We start from the raw sequence: 15,814 nt of genomic DNA, 5'->3' as shown, positions 1-15,814 counted from the left end.
CCGAACGCCTGCAGGCCAAGCCGCACAACGGCGTGGCCCGGCGCTACAGCCAGCGCGCCGCCGAGCTGGCGGCCTAGGGGGCGAGCCGGGCCTAATGTCGTGCACAGAGGAATCGGCCTCGTCACCCCCTCTCCCGTTTACGGGAGAGGGGATGGGGCAGAGGGTGGGCAATGAGCACAAAACTCGTTGGTCCCCTCCCTGAGGCTATGTCTGCGTTAAGTGTTGGTGGGCAGAGGCCGTAGGGTGGGCTTTAGCCCACCAGCGGTGGTTCGCCTGGGCTAAAGCGGATCGCCGCCCGGCGCATCCTACGCAGGCCAGCCGGCGCTTCCAGCGCGCGCCCTGTAGCCCGGCTGCAATCCGGGGACATCCTCGGCCGTCCCGGATGGCATCCGCGCCAGGCGCCGACCTACAGCAATTCCTTCAACCGATGCCAGGCCATGCCGAGGGCCAGCAGCGGCGAGCGCAGGTACTTGCCGCCGGGGAAAGTCATGTGCGGCACCTTGGCGAACAGCTCGAAGCCGCGGCTCTCCTGGCCGGCGATGGCCTCGGCGAGCAGCTTGCCGGCCAGGTGGGTGGCGTTGACCCCGTGGCCGGCGTAGGCCTGGGCGTGGAACACGTTGGCCTGATCCTTGAGCCGGCCGATCTGCGGCAGGCGGTTGGCGCCGATGCCGATCATGCCGCCCCACTGGTAGTCGATGCGCACGCCGGCCAGCTGCGGGAAGACCTTGAGCATCTTCGGCCGCATATAGGCGGCGATGTCCGCCGGATCGCGCCCGGAATAGTGGCAGGCACCGCCGAACAGCAGGCGCCGGTCGGCCGAGAGGCGGTAGTAGTCCAGCGCCACGCGCTGGTCGCACAGGGCCATGTTCTGCGGAATGATCGAACGCGCCTGGGCCTCGGACAGCGGCTCGGTGGCGATCACGTAGCTGCCGGCCGGCAGCACCTTGCCGCTCAGGGTCGGTTCCAGGCCGTTGATATAGGCGTTGCAGGCCAGCACCAGGTACTTGGCGCGCACCTGGCCGCGGGCGGTGTGCACGCGCAGCTCGCGGCCGTAGTCGATGCGCGTCACCGGCGAGTCCTCGAACAGCTGCACGCCCAGGCTCGCGGCCGCCGCCGCTTCGCCCAGGGCCAGGTTGAGCGGGTGCAGGTGACCCGAGCCCATGTCGATCATGCCGCCGACATAGTTGTCGGAGCCGACCACCTCGTGCATCTGCTCCGGCTGCAGCAGGCGCAGCTGGTGGCGGTAGCCGAGGCTCGCCAGCTCGGCCTTGTCCTCGGCGAAACCAGCCAGGTGCTCGGGCTTGTTGGCCAGGTCGCAGTAGCCCCAGGTCAGGTCGCAGTCGATCTGGAACTCTTCGACGCGCCGGCGCACCAGCTCCACCGCCTCCAGGCCCATCAGCTTGAGCTCACGCACCCCATCCTGGCCGATCACGTTCGCGAACTGCTCGACGCCGTGGCCGACGCCGCGGATCAGCTGGCCGCCGTTGCGCCCGCTGGCGCCCCAGCCGATCTTGCGCGCCTCCAGCAGCGCCACCGTCAGGCCCTTGCGCGCCAGCTCGATGGCGGTGTTCAGGCCGGAATAGCCGCCGCCGACTATGCACACGTCCACCTGCAGCTCGCCGCCCAGAGGCGGGTAGGCGAGCTGGCGATTGACGCTGGCGGCGTAGTAGGAGGCGGCGTGCTGGGGGCCGTGAACCGGCTGGTGAACGCGGGCGTTCATGTGTGAAATCCTGATTTTTGTGTGTGGAAAATTCAACGCAGCATAAGCGCGGAATCTGCATGGCGCCAAGGGGGCCGCCGGAAAAATCAATGCAGGAGCGGCCTTAGCCGCGGCCATCACGCGCCGATTCGCGGCTGCAGTCGCTCCTGCAGCACCGGCCCGCGCGGCGCAGTACACTGCCGGCATCGTTTTCCGGACGCCCGAGCATGAGCTGCACCGACCGCAAGATCGACCACCTGCGCCGGCAGATCCCGCGCTTCGCCTGCGTGCCCGGCTGCCACGACTGCTGCGGGCCGGTCACCGCCTCCTCGGAGGAACTGGCGCGGTTGCCGGTGAAGAGCGAGGCCGAACACGACGCGGCGCTGGCCGCCTACAACTGCGTGCATCTGGGCCCGCAGGGCTGCCAGGTCTACGAGCAACGCCCGCTGATCTGCCGGTTGTTCGGCACCACGCCGAACCTGCCCTGCCCACACGGTCGCGGCCCCGAGCAGCCGATCGAGCCCGCGGTGGAGCGCCAGGTGCACCGGCTGATCGCCACCACTCGCCAGCGGCTGGTGTAGAGCCAGGTGCACCACCTGATCGCCACGACCCGCCAGAGGCTCTTGTAGGGTGGGCTTTAGCCCACGCTGACCGTCGTTGGTGGGCTAAAGCCCACCCTACGGGGCCTTTGCACCAGCTAGTAGGGTGGATAACGCGAAGCTTATCCACCAATAGGGGCTCTAACGTGTTGCACGACCATGGTGGAAAACGCTTCGCGGTTTTCCATCCAGCTTGTTTTTCAACTTGGGGCTTGTCGCTTGCAGCTTGTCGCCGCCTTATTCCGGCACAGGCAGCGCCAGCGACTCCTTCACCTCTTCCATGACGATATAGCTCTTCGACTCGCGCACGTGCGGCAGCTTGAGCAGGATGTCGCCGAGCAGCTTGCGGTAGCTGGCCATCTCGTTGATCCGCGCCTTGACCAGGTAATCGAAGTCGCCGGACACCAGGTGGCATTCGAGCACGTGCGGCAGCTTGAGCACGGCGCGGCGGAATTCCTCGAAGGTGTCGCCGGACTTGTAGTCCAGGCTGATCTCGACGAACACCAGCAGGTTGGCCTTGAGGTGTTGCGGATTGAGCCGGGCGTGGTAGCCCATGATGATCCCCTCGCGCTCCAGGCGGCGTACGCGCTCGGTGCAGGGCGTGGTGGACAGGCCCACCCGCTCGCCCAGTTCGGTGAAGCTGATGCGCCCGTCCTCCTGCAGGATGCGGAGGATGTTGCGGTCGATCTTGTCCAGTTCGCGACGACTCTGATGCTGGGTTCTCATGGGGAATCCGCCTCTGTAAAAGCGATTTTTGCCAAGAATTCTCGCCAAATATAGCTGTGTATATGGTGAAAAGCACTGCACGGCTCTCCCTATACTGCGCCCCAACGACAACTCTGGTCTTGGACGTCCGTGCCCTGGCGCGGCGGGGAGAAAAGCATGCGTGTTCTGGTTCTCGGCAGTGGTGTGATCGGTACCGCCAGTGCGTACTACCTGGCCCGTCAGGGCTTCGAGGTGGTGGTGGTCGACCGCCAGAACGGCCCGGCCCTGGAAACCAGCTTCGCCAACGCCGGCCAGGTCTCCCCCGGCTACGCCTCGCCCTGGGCCGCCCCGGGCATCCCGCTCAAGGCCATCAAGTGGCTGCTGCAGAAGCACGCCCCGCTGGCGATCAAGGCCACCGGCGATATCGACCAGTACCTGTGGATGGCGCAGATGCTGCGCAACTGCACCGCCAGCCGCTATGCGGTGAACAAGGAGCGCATGGTGCGCCTGTCCGAGTACAGCCGCGACTGCCTCGACGAGCTGCGCGCCGAGACCGGCATCGCCTACGAAGGTCGCCAGCTCGGCACCACCCAGCTGTTCCGCACCCAGGCCCAGGTCGATGCCGCGGCCAAGGACATCGCCGTGCTGGAAGCCTCCGGCGTGCCCTTCGAGCTGCTCGACCGCGACGCCATCGCCCGCGTCGAACCGGCCCTGGCCGGGGTCAAGCACAAGCTGGCCGGCGCCCTGCGCCTGCCCAACGACCAGACCGGCGACTGCCAGATGTTCACCACCAAGCTGGCCGAGATGTGCATCAAGCTGGGGGTGGAATTCCGCTTCGGGCAGAACATCCAGCGCCTGGATGCCGTGGGCGACCGCATCAACGGCGTGTGGATCGACGGCAAGCTGGAAACCGCCGACCGTTATGTCCTGGCGCTGGGCAGCTACAGCCCGCAGCTGCTCAAGCCGCTGGGCGTGCGCGCGCCGGTCTACCCGCTCAAGGGCTACTCGCTGACCGTGCCGATCACCAACGCCGAGATGGCGCCGACCTCGACCATCCTCGACGAGACCTACAAGGTGGCGATCACCCGTTTCGACGGCCGCATCCGCGTCGGCGGCATGGCCGAGATCGCCGGGTTCGACCTGAGCCTCAACCCCAAGCGTCGCGCCACCCTGGAAATGATCACTGCCGACCTCTATCCCGAGGGCGGCGACCTCAAGCAGGCCGAGTTCTGGACCGGTCTGCGCCCGGCCACCCCGGACGGCACGCCGATCGTCGGCGCCAGCGCCTACCGCAACCTGTTCCTCAATACCGGCCACGGCACCCTGGGCTGGACCATGGCCTGCGGCTCCGGTCGCCTGCTGGCGGATCTGATCGGCAACAAGCGCCCGCAGATCAGCGCCGAAGGCCTGGATATCTCGCGTTACTCGGGCAAGACCCGCGAGCTCGAGGCTGCGCCGCAGCCGCTGCGCACCTGATAGGCTGCGCGTCCCGTAATCCAAGGAGCTTTACCCCTATGTCGATCCAGCGCCTGCATGTGGAAAAACGCTACAGCGAAGTGGTGATCCACAACGGCACCGTCTACCTCGCCGGCCAGCTGGCCGACGATTACAGCGGCGACATCCGCCAGCAGACCCGCGAGACCCTGGCCAATATCGACCGCATGCTGGCCGAGGCCGGCAGCGACAAGAGCAAGATTCTCTCCGTGACCATCTACCTCAAGGACATGGACGCCCACTACGACGGCCTCAACGCCGAGTACGACGCCTGGGTCGCCGAGGGTGCCGCGCCGGCGCGCGCCTGCGTCGAGGCGAAGATGTACAAGCCCGAGGTGCTGGTGGAGATGATGGTGGTGGCGGCCCTCTAAGGCGGCCACCCTCCGGACCGTCGTGGCGCGACGTCATAAATTTCTCCCGGAATTTTTTGTGTTGGCTTTTCGCCCGGCTGTCCCGCCGGGCTTTTTTTGACTGGTAGCGCGTAGCCCGGATGGCATCCGGGTTGCGCCATACACCTCGCCTCGGCGAAGCATCGAGAGACCGCGAACCATGCGTCCCGCCCGTGCCCTGATCGACCTCGACGCCCTGCGTCACAATTACCAACTGGCCCGCGAACTGAGCGGCGCCCGCGCCCTCGCCGTGGTCAAGGCCGATGCCTACGGGCACGGCGCGGTGCGCTGCGCCCAGGCCCTGGAGCGCGAGGCCGACGGCTTCGCCGTGGCCTGCATCGAGGAGGCGCTGGCCCTGCGCGAGGCCGGCATCCGCGCGCCGATCCTGCTGCTGGAAGGCTTCTTCGAGGCGGCCGAGCTGGCGCTGATCGAGCAGCACCAGCTGTGGTGCGTGGTCCACGCGCTGTGGCAGGTCGAGGCCATCGAGCAGGCGAGTCTGGGCACGCCATTGAATGTCTGGCTCAAGCTGGACTCGGGCATGCACCGCGTCGGCCTGCACCCGGCCGACTACCAGGGCGCCTACCGCCGGCTGCTGGCCAGCGGCAAGGTGAGCAAGATCGTGCTGATGAGCCACTTCGCCCGCGCCGACGAGCCCGACTGCCCGCGCACCGCCGAACAGCTGGCAATGTTCCAGCAGGCCCGTGAGGGCCTGGCCGCCGAGGTCAGCCTGCGCAACTCGCCGGCCGTGCTCGGCTGGCCACAGGTGCCAAGCGACTGGGTGCGTCCCGGCATCATGCTGTACGGCGCCACCCCCTTCGAACAGGCCCAGGAGCAGGCGGCGCGGCTCAAGCCGGTGATGACCCTGGAGTCGAAGGTCATCAGCCTGCGCGAACTGCCGGCCGGCGAGCCGGTGGGCTACGGCGCGCGCTTTGTCAGCGAGCGACCGACCCGCGTCGGCGTGGTCGCCATGGGCTATGCCGACGGCTATCCGCGCCACGCGCCGACCGGCACGCCGGTAGCGGTGGACGGCCAGCTGACCCGGCTGATCGGCCGGGTGTCGATGGACATGCTCACCGTCGATCTCACCGACCTGCCGCAAGCCGGCCTCGGCAGCCGCGTGGAGCTGTGGGGCAAGCAAGTGCTGGCCAGCGACGTGGCCCTGGCCGCCGGCAGCATTCCCTACCAGCTGTTCTGCAACCTGCGTCGGGCGCCGCTGCTTTATCTCGGCGGCTGAGAGCCTGTTCAAAGGCTGCTGCGCGTCGGCCCTGCTGCGTTAAAAACAGGCTCGGCAAGCCGCTTGCGGCTAACGCGCTTCAGCGCGGCCCGAAGGGCGAGTGCAACGAGTAATGCTCATTTACAACTCGTAAACTCCGCTTCCTCGCCTGTTTTTGCCTTGCATGGCTCTAGCTCGCGAGCCTTTGCATAGGCTCTAACGGGGGCGGTGTAGGCGAGCGCGAACGCCAGTGTTGTAAATTCCGAACGCTGTGCCATGATACGGACACTTTTTCCGCATCTGCCCCAGGGGGGACACCAGCATTGGACGTCGGCGTTCGACTGCAATCGATTCGTAAGCTCAAAGGCCTTTCCCAACGTGAACTCGCCAAGCGTGCGGGGGTCACCAACAGCACCATCTCGATGATCGAGAAGAACAGCGTGAGCCCTTCGATCAGCTCGCTGAAGAAGGTGCTCGGCGGCATCCCCATGTCGCTGGTGGAGTTCTTCTCCCTCGACCTGGAGCAGGAGAACCAGGCCCAGGTGGTCTACCGGGCCTCCGAACTGACCGATATCTGCAGCGGCGCCATCACCATGAAGCTGATCGGCAAGGCCCATCCGAGCCGTGCCATCGCCTTCCTCGACGAGACCTACCCGGTCGGCGCCGACACCGGCGACGAGATGTACGCCCACGAGGGCGAGGAGGCCGGCATGCTGGTGGAAGGCAAGCTGGAACTGACCGTGGGCAGCGAGGTGTTCATCCTCGAGCCGGGCGACAGCTACTACTTCGAGAGCAGCAAGCCGCACCGCTTCCGCAACCCCTTCGACGCGCCGGCGCGGCTGATCAGCGCCACCACACCGGCGAATTTCTGATCAATAACCCTGCGACAATCTGGGTTGTTTCGGCCCGGGCGGCTTGCCGTTATACTGTCGCCCGCTCGCGAAACCGTGGCCGCGGGCGTGACTAGCCACGAAGAGGGTGTACCGTGAATCTGATGAAGAAAATGCTGGTGGCACCGGCTGCCGTCTTGGCCCTGTGGGCAGTGACTGCTCAGGCCACGACCGATGAAGCCATCGCCGAACGCCTCAAGCCGGTCGGCGAAGTGTGCATCATGGGCGAAGAATGCAAGGGCGTCGGCGCCGTTGCCGTGGCCGCCGGCGGCGCGCGCAGCACCGACGACATCATCGCCAAGCATTGCAACGCCTGCCATGGCGCCGGCGTGCTGGGCGCGCCGAAGATCGGCGACACCGCCGCCTGGAAAGAGCGCGCCGACCACCAGGGCGGCCTCGACGGCATCCTGGCCAAGGCCATCTCCGGCATCAACGCCATGCCGCCGAAAGGCACCTGCGCCGACTGCTCCGACGACGAGCTGCGCGACGCGATCAAGAAGATGTCCGGTCTGTAAGACCCGGCGCTCGATAAAAAACCGCCTCTTGCAGGCGGTTTTTTTATGTCCGCAGGCTAGGCCGTGCGCACCGCTGGCGATCGGTTGCCGGGTGCGCACCCCAATGGTTTAGTCGAGAAAGCGTACCTGGCCGTTTTCCAGGGCGGCGACGCGCGCCAGCGACTCGACCCGGTAGCCCTCGCTCTCCAGCAGCGTGCGGCCTTCCTGGAACGACTTCTCGATGACGATGCCGATGCCGGCGATCCGTGCGCCGGCCTGCTGGATCAGGTCGATCAGCGCCTTGGCGGCGTGGCCGTTGGCGAGGAAGTCGTCGATCACCAGCACGGTGTCGGCGGCGGTCAGGTGGCGCGAGGAGATGGCGATGGTGCTCTCGGTCTGCTTGGTGAAGGAGAACACCTTGGAGATCAGCAGGTCGTCCTTGAGCGTCAGCGACTGGAACTTGCGCGCGAAGATCACCGGAATGCCCAGCTCCAGGCCGGCCATGATCGCCGGGGCGATGCCGGAGGCCTCGATGGTGACGATCTTGCTGATGCCCTGGCCGGCGAAGCGCTGGGCGAACTCGTGGCCGATCTGCTGCATCAGCGCCGGGTCGATCTGGTGGTTGAGAAAGGCGTCGACCTTGAGCACCTGCTCGGACAGTACGATGCCTTCTTCGCGAATCTTCTGTTTTAGCGCTTCCACGCGGTTGTCCTCATGCTGAACGTAGCCCGGATGCAATCCGGGACGGTTTCCCCGGATTGCATCCGAGCTACGAAGTAACTCTATTTGATGACCTTGCGGGCCGTCGCCGCGCGCCGGTCATTTTCTAAGCAGCGCGCGCATATTGGCTAGCGCGTCGTTGCCGCGCGCGGTCTTGACCTCCACCGGCGCCTCCTCCTGGCCTTCCCAGACCAGATCCTCGGGCGGCAGTTCGTCGAGGAAACGACTCGGCGAGCAGTCGATCACCTCGCCGTACTGCTTGCGCTTGGCGGCGAAGGTCAGCGCCAGGTTGCGCTTGGCGCGGGTGATGCCGACGTAGGCCAGGCGCCGCTCCTCCTCGATGGTGTCGGCCTCGATGCTGGAGCGGTGCGGGAGGATCTCCTCCTCGAAGCCGATGATGTACACCGAGGGGAATTCCAGGCCCTTGGAGGCGTGCATGGTCATCATCTGCACGCCCTCGGCGCCTTCCTCCTCTTCCTGCTGGCGCTCGAGCATGTCGCGCAGCACCAGCTTGCCGATGGCGTCCTCGATGGTCATGTCGCCGTCTTCGTCGCGCTCCAGGGTGTTCTTCAGCGCATCGACGAGAAACCAGACGTTGCCCATGCGCGCGTCGGCCACCTTGTCGCTGGAGGCGTTCTGCCGCAGCCAGTTCTCGTAGTCGATGTCCATCACCATGCTGCGGATCGCGGCGATCGGGTCGTTCTGCGCGCACTGCTGGCGCACACCGTCCATCCAGCGCTTGAAGCGTGCCAGGCGCTCGGTGTAGCGGCTGTCGAGCTGTTCGCCCAGGCCGATCTCGTCGGCGGCGGCGTACATGCTGATGCCGCGCTGGCTGGCGTAGTTGCCGAGCTTTTCCAGGGTGGTCGAGCCGATCTCGCGGCGCGGCACGTTGATCACCCGCAGGAAGGCGTTGTCGTCGTCCGGGTTGACCAGCAGGCGGAAGTAGCTCATCAGGTCCTTCACCTCCTGGCGGGCGAAGAAGCTGGTGCCGCCGGACAGGCGATAGGGAATCTGGTGGTGCTGCAGCTTGAGCTCCATCAGCTTGGCCTGGTAGTTGCCGCGGTAGAGGATGGCGAAGTCGCTGTAGGGGCGCTGGGTGCGCAGGTGCTCGGTGAGGATCTCCAGCGCCACGCGCTCGCACTCGGCGTCCTCGTTGCGCGTGCGGATCACGCGGATCTCGTCGCCCACGCCCATCTCCGACCACAGCTGCTTCTCGAACACGTGCGGGTTGTTGGCAATCAGCACGTTGGCGCATTTGAGGATGCGGCTGGTGGAGCGGTAGTTCTGCTCCAGCATCACCACCTTCAGCGAGGGGTAGTCCTCTTTGAGCAGCATCAGGTTTTCCGGGCGCGCGCCGCGCCAGGCGTAGATCGACTGGTCGTCGTCGCCGACCACGGTGAACTGGTTGCGCATGCCCACCAGCAGCTTGACCAGCAGGTACTGGCTGGTGTTGGTGTCCTGGTATTCGTCGACCAGCAGATAGCGGATGCGGTTCTGCCATTTTTCCAGGATGTCGGCGTGCTCCTGAAAGAGCTTGACCGGCAGCAGGATCAGGTCGTTGAAGTCCACCGCGTTGTACGCCTTGAGCGTGCGCTGGTAGTGCAGGTAGACGATGGCGGCGGTCTGCTCCTTGGGCCCGCGCGCCTTGGCCAGGGCTTCGTCGGGCAGGATCAGGTCGTTCTTCCAGCTGTCGATGAGGTTCTTCACCTCGTCGGCGCCGTCGTCGCCGGCGTACTCCTTCTGCATGATGTCCGACAGCAGCGCCTTGATGTCGCCGTCGTCGAAGATCGAGAAGCCGGGCTTGTAGCCCAGGCGCGCGTACTCCTTGCGGATGATGTTCATGCCCAGGTTGTGGAAGGTGGACACGGTCAGGCCGCGCGCCTCGGCGCCCTTGAGCAGGCTGCCGACGCGCTCCTTCATCTCGCGCGCGGCCTTGTTGGTGAAGGTCATGGCGACGATATGACGGGCCTGGATGCCGCAGTTCTGCACCAGGTGGGCGATCTTGCGCGTGATCACGCTGGTCTTGCCGGAACCGGCACCGGCGAGCACCAGAAGCGGGCCGCCGACGTAGTTCACGGCCTCTTGTTGCCGGGGGTTCAGTCGGGACATGGGGGTACGGGGCAGCGGATGAATGGCCGGCGATTCTAGCAGGATGCACCCGGCTTGACCGCGGCGCCGCCGAGCGGCCTTGCAGCGTTGCAAATAGGTGAGTAGATTCTTGCGCCTAATTAGCGAAATGCGGCTATAAGTTAAAGTGGTTTATTAAAAGCGTGCTGCGGAGGTATCGTGTCCTGCCAAAGCGAGTTCAGGCGGCTGCTGGTGCTGACGACGGACGACCATTGGGTCGCTCTGCTCGATGCCTTGCTGGGCGAGTTGCCCGAGCCGGTCTGGTTGTTCGCCGCCAGCAGTTGGCACGACGCCGAGCGCCTGTACCGCCAGCACCTGCCGGATCTGCTGTTCTGCACGCCGCAGTGCCAGCCCGCCGCCGAGCATTGCCCGCTCCCCCCCATCCTGCTGCTCGACCGCCCGCCGCTCGAGGCGCCGCGTGACGCCCAGGACTGGCTGGCCCGCGATAGCCTGACCGGCGAGGTGCTGCGCCGCTGTCTGGAGTACAGCCGACAGCGTCAGGCTCTGCAAACCCTGGCCGAGCGCGATCCGCTCACCGGCATCGCCAATCGCCAGGGTTTCCAGAGCCTGCTACGCAAACGTCTGCAGTACAACCGTGGCCGCGGCCTGTTGCTCGGCTATCTGGATCTGGACAACTTCAGCCATGCCAACGATAGCCTCGGTCACCAGGCCGGCGACCAGCTGATCCAGCAGGTCACCGAGCGCATCAAGTTGCTGCTCGAGCCCGGTGACGGCCTGGCGCGGGTGGGCAGCGACGAATTCGCCCTGCTGCTGGACGTCAGCCGCTCGGCCAAGCGCGTCGAACCCATGGCCCAGGCGCTGATGGAGTCGCTGGCCGAGCCCTACTGGATCAACGGCGAGAGCCTGACCCTGGGCTGCAGCCTGGGCCTGGCCTACTGCCGTGCCGGCGAGGACGCCGACCCGCTGCTGTGGCACGCGCACATGGCCATGCAGCAGGCCAAGGGGCGCGAGGGCTGCACCTACCACCTGTACGACGAACGCACCTCGAGCGACGCGCGCAATATCGCCGACCTCGAGGCGGAGTTGCGCCAGGCGCTGCGCCGCGACGAGCTGGAGCTGCATTATCAGCCGCGGATGAACCTGGCCAGCGGCGCCATCGTCGGCCTCGAGGCGCTGGTGCGCTGGCGCCACCCGAGTCGCGGCCTGCTCTACCCGCAGCACTTCATTCCCCTGGCGGAGCAGAGCGGCCTGATCATCCCGCTCGGCTACTGGGTGGTGGCGCGGGCCCTGCGCGATCTGGAGTGGCTGATGCAGGAGCGCCTGCCGGTGCACATGGCGGTCAACCTGTCGTTCAGCCAGTTCCAGGACAGCCAGCTGCTGCCCACGGTGCAGCGCCTGATCGAGCGCTGCGGGGTGGATGGCGGCTGGCTCGAGTTCGAGCTGACCGAGACCGCGGTGATGCGCCGCAGCGACTACGTGCTGGACACCATGCGCACGCTGGGCGAGCTTGGCGTGCGTTTCTCCCTCGACGACTTCGGCACCGGCTTCTCCTCCTTCGTCCACCTGGCCAGCCTGCCGATCACCCTGCTCAAGCTGGACAAGAGCTTCGTTTCCGGCATGGCCGTACGCGGCGAGCAGTGCCGGCTGGTCAACGCCATGATCAACCTGGCGCGCAACCTGGGCCTGGAAGTGGTCGCCGAGGGCGTGGAGACCGAGGCCGAACTGGAGCTGTTGCGCCAGTTCGGCTGCGACCAGGGCCAGGGCTACCTGATCAGCAAGGCGCTGCCGCTGGCCGAGCTGCGGCAGTTCCTGCTCGGTCGCATCGCCCGCGCCAGCCGTCCCCAGTCGATTTCCGCCTGAGCCCCAGCACGGGCTCTAGCGCGCACTCCAGCGCCAGAATCTGAACTCACTCACAGTTCCGCGTGAGGCGCTGGTGAGCGGGCGCGTACTTGGTTAGCTTGTCGGCACAGTGTCGGTGTCTTGACCGCACATCGGCGCGGGATGCGTCGAGACAATCAGCGCCGGGATCTGGCGCGGCAGTGACCGCCGCCGGCGGCACGCCACTGTCCGGGGAAGCCCAGTGTCCGATTCCGTCGAGCCCATGCGACTGTTACTGCTGACCGCCTCAGGTGAGTGGTCGGCGCGTCTGCGCCGGGCCATCGACGCCCTGGGCACCGTCCCGGGGCTGATCACCGCGCCGTCCTGGGCGGCGGCCAGCAACCTGTTCGAGGACGGCGGCCAGGGCCTGGTGTTCTGCACCCCCGACTGCCGACCGCCCGCCGACAGTTGCAGCGTGCCGCTCGTGCTGCTGCTGGAGGCCGAGCCGGCCGAGGAGCCCGTCGGGGTCTGCGACTGGCTGGTGGCCGGCGCCTTCAGTGTCGACGTGCTGCGCCGCTGCCTGCGTTACGTGCGCGAGCAGGGCAACCTCAAGCAGACCCTGCAGCGCCTGGCCGAGCAGGACCCGCTGACCGGCATCGCCAACCGCCAGGGCTTCCAGACCCTGCTCGCCGCGCGCCTGGCCGAGTGCGGTGGGCGCGGCCTGGTGCTCGGCCATCTCGACCTGGACAACTTCCGCCACGCCAACGACGCCCTCGGTTACCAGGCCGGCGATCGCCTGATCCTGCAGGTGGTGGCGCGCCTGAAGAGCCTGCTGCAGCCCTGCGACCAGCTCGCGCGCCTGGGCAGCGACGAGTTCGCCCTGCTCCTCGACACCCGCCGCGACCCGCAGCGCGCCGAGCGCCTGGCCGAGCGCATCACCGAGGTGCTGGCCGAACCCTACTGGGTCGACGGCGAGAGCCTGCTGATCGGCTGCAGCCTGGGCCTGGCCCATGCCCGCGCCGGAGAGGGCGCCGACCCGCTGCTGTGGCACGCGCACATCGCCATGCAGCAGGCCAAGAGTCAGCAGGGCTGCGTGTTCCACGTCTACGACGAGCGCATCAACCGCAGCGCGCGCAGCCAGGCCGATCTGGAAGGCGAGCTGCGCCGCGCCCTGCGCCGCGACGAGCTGGAGCTGCACTACCAGCCGCGGCTGTGCCTGCAGAGCGGGCGCATCGTCGGCCTGGAGGCGCTGGTGCGCTGGCAGCACGGCGAGCGCGGCCTGCTGGCGCCCAACGAGTTCGTGCCGCTGGCCGAGGAAACCGGGCTGATCGTGCCGCTCGGCTACTGGGTGATCTCCCGCGCCCTGCGCGACATGCAGTGGCTGCGCGGGCGCGGCCTGCCGGCGCTGCACATGGCGATCAACCTGTCGTTCCGCCAGTTCCAGGACAGTCAGCTGCTGCCGACCCTCAGCCGGCTGATCGAGGAGCGCGGGGTGGACGCGCAGTGGCTGGAGTTCGAGCTGACCGAGACCGCGGTGATGCGCCGTAGCGACCAGGTGCAGCAGACCATGCTGGCCCTGGGGCGGCTCGGCGTGCGCTTCTCGCTGGACGACTTCGGTACCGGCTTCTCCTCCTTCGTTCACCTCAACAACCTGCCGATCACCCTGCTGAAGATCGACAAGAGCTTCGTCGGCGGCATGGGCGAGCGCGCCGAGAATCGCCAGCTGGTGCGGGCAATGATCAACCTGGCGCACAACCTCAACCTCGAGGTGGTCGCCGAAGGGGTGGAGAACATCGAACAGCTGGACATGCTGCGCCAGTTCGGCTGCGACCAGGTGCAGGGCTACCTGATCAGCAGGGCCGTGCCGCTGGCCGAGCTGGCGCGCTTTCTGGTGTTCGGTCAGCGCCAGCCGCTGTTGTCGGTAACGCCTTCCTAACGCGCAGGCTGCGCCATCACGACAGGCAGGCTTTGCCTGGTACCCGGTCCGCCTGCTGCAAGCGTGCCGTCTTCCACTGAAAGCCCAGCACCAGGCCGCTCGCCGTCACCGCCAGGCCGGCCGCCAGCCCCCACCAGACGCCGACGGCGCCCCAGCCGAGCACGAAGGCCAGCAGCCAGGCCAGTGGCGCCCCGACGCACCAGTAGCCACTCAGGCCGATCAACAAGGTGGTGCGGCCGTCGTTCAACCCGCGGATCGCGCCCATGGCGATGCTCTGCAGACCATCGAACAGCTCGAACCAGGCGGCAATCGCCAGCAGGCTCACCGCCAGGGTGACGATCTCGGCGAAGGCCGGATCGTCGCGGTCGAGGAACAGGCCGATGATCCATTCCGGCAGCAGCCAGAACAGCAGAGCGAACAGCAGCATCAACGCCGCCCCCAGGGCCATGCCCAGATGGCCGCTGAGGCGCGACAGCGGCAGGCGCCCGGCGCCGTAGTGCAGGCCGACGCGGAAGGTCACCGCGTAGGACAGCCCCTGCGGCACGATGAAGGCCAGCGCCACCGTCTGCATGGCGATCTGGTGCGCCGCCAGCTGCACGCTGCCCAGCGCGCCCATGCACAGGGTGGCGAAGGTGAACAGGCCCTGCTCGGCGGCATAGGTGCCGCCGATGGGCAGGCCCAGGCGCAGCAGGGCGCGCATCTCCGCGCGCTGTGGACGGCCCAGGCCGCTGCGCAGCTTGTACAGGCGGTAGTGGGGCGCGAGCAGGATATACAGCGCCAACGCCAGGGCCATGCCGCTGCTGACCAGCGCGGTGGTCATGCCGATACCGCCCAGGCCCAGGCTGGGCAGGCCGAACCAGCCCTTGATCAGCGCATAGTTGATGACGAAGTTGGCCGCCGTGCCGACGATGCTGATGGCCATCACCGGGCCGGGATGGCCGATGGCACTGGTGAAACCGCGCAAGGCCATGAAGCACAGGTAGCCGGGCAGGGCCAGCGACAACGGGCGCAGGAACTCCATGGCCAGGCCCGCGGCGTCAGGCGCCTGGCCCAGGTGCGGCAGCAGCGGGCCCAGGCCGTTGAGGCACAGCGCGCTGACCATGCCCAGCAGCAGGGCCAGCCACAGGCCGTTGTGCAGCAGGCGGGCGACGCCGCTCGGGTCGCCGGCGCCGTGGCGGATGGCGACCAGGCTGCCCACCGCGGCGATCACCCCGGTGCAGAAGATCGAGAAGATGAAATAGCAGGTAGCGCCCAGCGCGCCGCCGGCCAGTTGCTGCGGGCCGAGCATCGCCATCATCAGCGTGTCGGTGAAGATCATCAGCGCGTGGGCCAGCTGGGCGGAGATCAGTGGGCCGGCCAGGCGCAGCAGCGCGCCCAGCTCGTGGCCAAGGGCATTCTTCATGATGAGTAAAACTTCGGCAGGATAGGCCTCCCCAGACTGTCTGAGGATAAGCAATGATAGTTATTCTCTGGGTTGAGCGAGTTGCCCACAAAAGGAAAATAGCCATGCCAGGCATGATTAAAAATCATGATTTGACGCGATGAACCGGCGTCTGCCGCCGCTCTACGCCCTGCGCGCCTTCGAGGCGGCGGCGCGGCATGCCTCCTTTACTCGCGCCGCCGAGGAACTGGCCATTACCCAGAGCGCGGTGAGCCGGCATATCCGTACCCTCGAGGAACATTTCGCCTGCCGCCTGTTCGAGCGCCGTGGCCGCAGCCTGCAGCTGACCGACCCGGCGCGCGCCCTGCTGCCCGGCCTGCGCGACGGC

Annotated in this window: 14 protein-coding genes; 9 read left to right on the top strand and 5 right to left on the bottom strand. The window is 67.0% G+C overall.

The annotated features are described in order from the left end of the window. Positions 1-406: 406 nt before the first annotated feature. Positions 407-1,720, bottom strand: coding sequence for an FAD-binding oxidoreductase (locus N878_RS22875; protein WP_021445832.1), 1,314 nt, complete (start codon positions 1,718-1,720; stop codon positions 407-409). A gap of 206 nt (positions 1,721-1,926) precedes the next feature. Between N878_RS22875 and N878_RS22870 the strand changes: the two genes are divergently transcribed. Beyond that, positions 1,927-2,280, top strand: coding sequence for a YkgJ family cysteine cluster protein (locus tag N878_RS22870; RefSeq protein ID WP_021445831.1), 354 nt, complete (start codon positions 1,927-1,929; stop codon positions 2,278-2,280). A gap of 255 nt (positions 2,281-2,535) precedes the next feature. On the opposite strand, the gene dadR is transcribed toward N878_RS22870, so the two are convergent. Beyond that, positions 2,536-3,024, bottom strand: coding sequence for a transcriptional regulator DadR (dadR, locus tag N878_RS22865; RefSeq protein ID WP_013713454.1), 489 nt, complete (start codon positions 3,022-3,024; stop codon positions 2,536-2,538). A 156-nt stretch (positions 3,025-3,180) separates the two neighbouring features. Here dadR and dadA point away from each other — a divergent pair, with 156 nt between their 5' ends. The 5 genes from dadA to N878_RS22840 all read left to right on the top strand — a co-directional run bounded on the left by dadA (position 3,181) and on the right by N878_RS22840 (position 7,504). Beyond that, positions 3,181-4,479: a D-amino acid dehydrogenase gene (dadA, locus tag N878_RS22860; RefSeq protein ID WP_021445830.1), complete on the top strand. Its 1,299-nt coding sequence runs from the start codon at positions 3,181-3,183 to the stop codon at positions 4,477-4,479. Between the two features lie 38 nt (positions 4,480-4,517). After that, the gene (locus tag N878_RS22855; protein WP_011920546.1) at positions 4,518-4,868 is read left to right on the top strand and encodes a RidA family protein; all 351 of its coding nucleotides are present in this window, start codon (positions 4,518-4,520) and stop codon (positions 4,866-4,868) included. Between the two features lie 178 nt (positions 4,869-5,046). Beyond that, entirely contained in the window at positions 5,047-6,120 is a 1,074-nt protein-coding gene (gene alr, locus N878_RS22850; protein WP_021445829.1) for an alanine racemase, read from the top strand. Between the two features lie 302 nt (positions 6,121-6,422). Then, complete coding sequence (locus N878_RS22845) at positions 6,423-6,971, top strand: cupin domain-containing protein (RefSeq protein ID WP_031303843.1); 549 nt, start codon at positions 6,423-6,425, stop codon at positions 6,969-6,971. Positions 6,972-7,084: 113 nt separating this feature from the next. After that, complete coding sequence (locus tag N878_RS22840; RefSeq protein WP_021445827.1) at positions 7,085-7,504, top strand: cytochrome c5 family protein; 420 nt, start codon at positions 7,085-7,087, stop codon at positions 7,502-7,504. 108 nt (positions 7,505-7,612) lie between these two features. On the opposite strand, the gene N878_RS22835 is transcribed toward N878_RS22840, so the two are convergent. Further along, positions 7,613-8,185 carry a xanthine phosphoribosyltransferase gene (locus N878_RS22835; protein WP_021445826.1) on the bottom strand — a complete coding sequence of 191 codons (573 nt, stop codon included), beginning with the start codon at positions 8,183-8,185 and terminating at the stop codon, positions 7,613-7,615. A 117-nt stretch (positions 8,186-8,302) separates the two neighbouring features. Next, a complete protein-coding gene (rep, locus tag N878_RS22830; protein WP_031303841.1) occupies positions 8,303-10,312 on the bottom strand; it encodes a DNA helicase Rep in 2,010 nt (669 codons plus the stop codon). Positions 10,313-10,489: 177 nt separating this feature from the next. Here rep and N878_RS22825 point away from each other — a divergent pair, with 177 nt between their 5' ends. Together N878_RS22825 and N878_RS22820 are read left to right on the top strand one after the other, a co-directional pair. After that, positions 10,490-12,151, top strand: a complete 1,662-nt coding sequence (locus N878_RS22825) for a bifunctional diguanylate cyclase/phosphodiesterase (protein ID WP_021445824.1) — start codon at positions 10,490-10,492, stop codon at positions 12,149-12,151. Positions 12,152-12,371: 220 nt separating this feature from the next. Beyond that, positions 12,372-14,045, top strand: coding sequence for a bifunctional diguanylate cyclase/phosphodiesterase (locus tag N878_RS22820; RefSeq protein ID WP_031303838.1), 1,674 nt, complete (start codon positions 12,372-12,374; stop codon positions 14,043-14,045). Positions 14,046-14,061: 16 nt separating this feature from the next. On the opposite strand, the gene N878_RS22815 is transcribed toward N878_RS22820, so the two are convergent. Continuing rightward, on the bottom strand, positions 14,062-15,447 hold the full coding sequence (locus N878_RS22815; protein ID WP_021445822.1) for a NorM family multidrug efflux MATE transporter: 1,386 nt from the start codon (positions 15,445-15,447) through the stop codon (positions 14,062-14,064). Positions 15,448-15,586: 139 nt separating this feature from the next. On the opposite strand from N878_RS22815, the gene N878_RS22810 reads away from it, so the two are divergent. Next, on the top strand, positions 15,587-15,814 hold a 228-nt coding region (locus N878_RS22810; protein ID WP_031303837.1), incomplete at its 3' end, for a LysR family transcriptional regulator.

It is taken from the genome of Pseudomonas sp. EGD-AK9, assembly GCF_000465935.2.
In the GTDB taxonomy this organism is placed as follows: domain Bacteria; phylum Pseudomonadota; class Gammaproteobacteria; order Pseudomonadales; family Pseudomonadaceae; genus Aquipseudomonas.
This window is presented reverse-complemented; position numbering and strand designations above follow the sequence as displayed.

What these genes read in the sequence shown, in the direction of transcription:
- N878_RS22870 (WP_021445831.1), top strand. Translation starts at nt 1,927, where the DNA reads ATGAGCTGCACCGACCGCAAGATCGACCACCTGCGCCGGCAGATCCCG.
- dadA (WP_021445830.1), top strand. Translation starts at nt 3,181, where the DNA reads ATGCGTGTTCTGGTTCTCGGCAGTGGTGTGATCGGTACCGCCAGTGCG.
- dadR (WP_013713454.1), bottom strand. Translation starts at nt 3,024, where the DNA reads ATGAGAACCCAGCATCAGAGTCGTCGCGAACTGGACAAGATCGACCGC.
- rep (WP_031303841.1), bottom strand. Translation starts at nt 10,312, where the DNA reads ATGTCCCGACTGAACCCCCGGCAACAAGAGGCCGTGAACTACGTCGGC.
- N878_RS22855 (WP_011920546.1), top strand. Translation starts at nt 4,518, where the DNA reads ATGTCGATCCAGCGCCTGCATGTGGAAAAACGCTACAGCGAAGTGGTG.
- N878_RS22875 (WP_021445832.1), bottom strand. Translation starts at nt 1,720, where the DNA reads ATGAACGCCCGCGTTCACCAGCCGGTTCACGGCCCCCAGCACGCCGCC.
- N878_RS22815 (WP_021445822.1), bottom strand. Translation starts at nt 15,447, where the DNA reads ATGAAGAATGCCCTTGGCCACGAGCTGGGCGCGCTGCTGCGCCTGGCC.
- alr (WP_021445829.1), top strand. Translation starts at nt 5,047, where the DNA reads ATGCGTCCCGCCCGTGCCCTGATCGACCTCGACGCCCTGCGTCACAAT.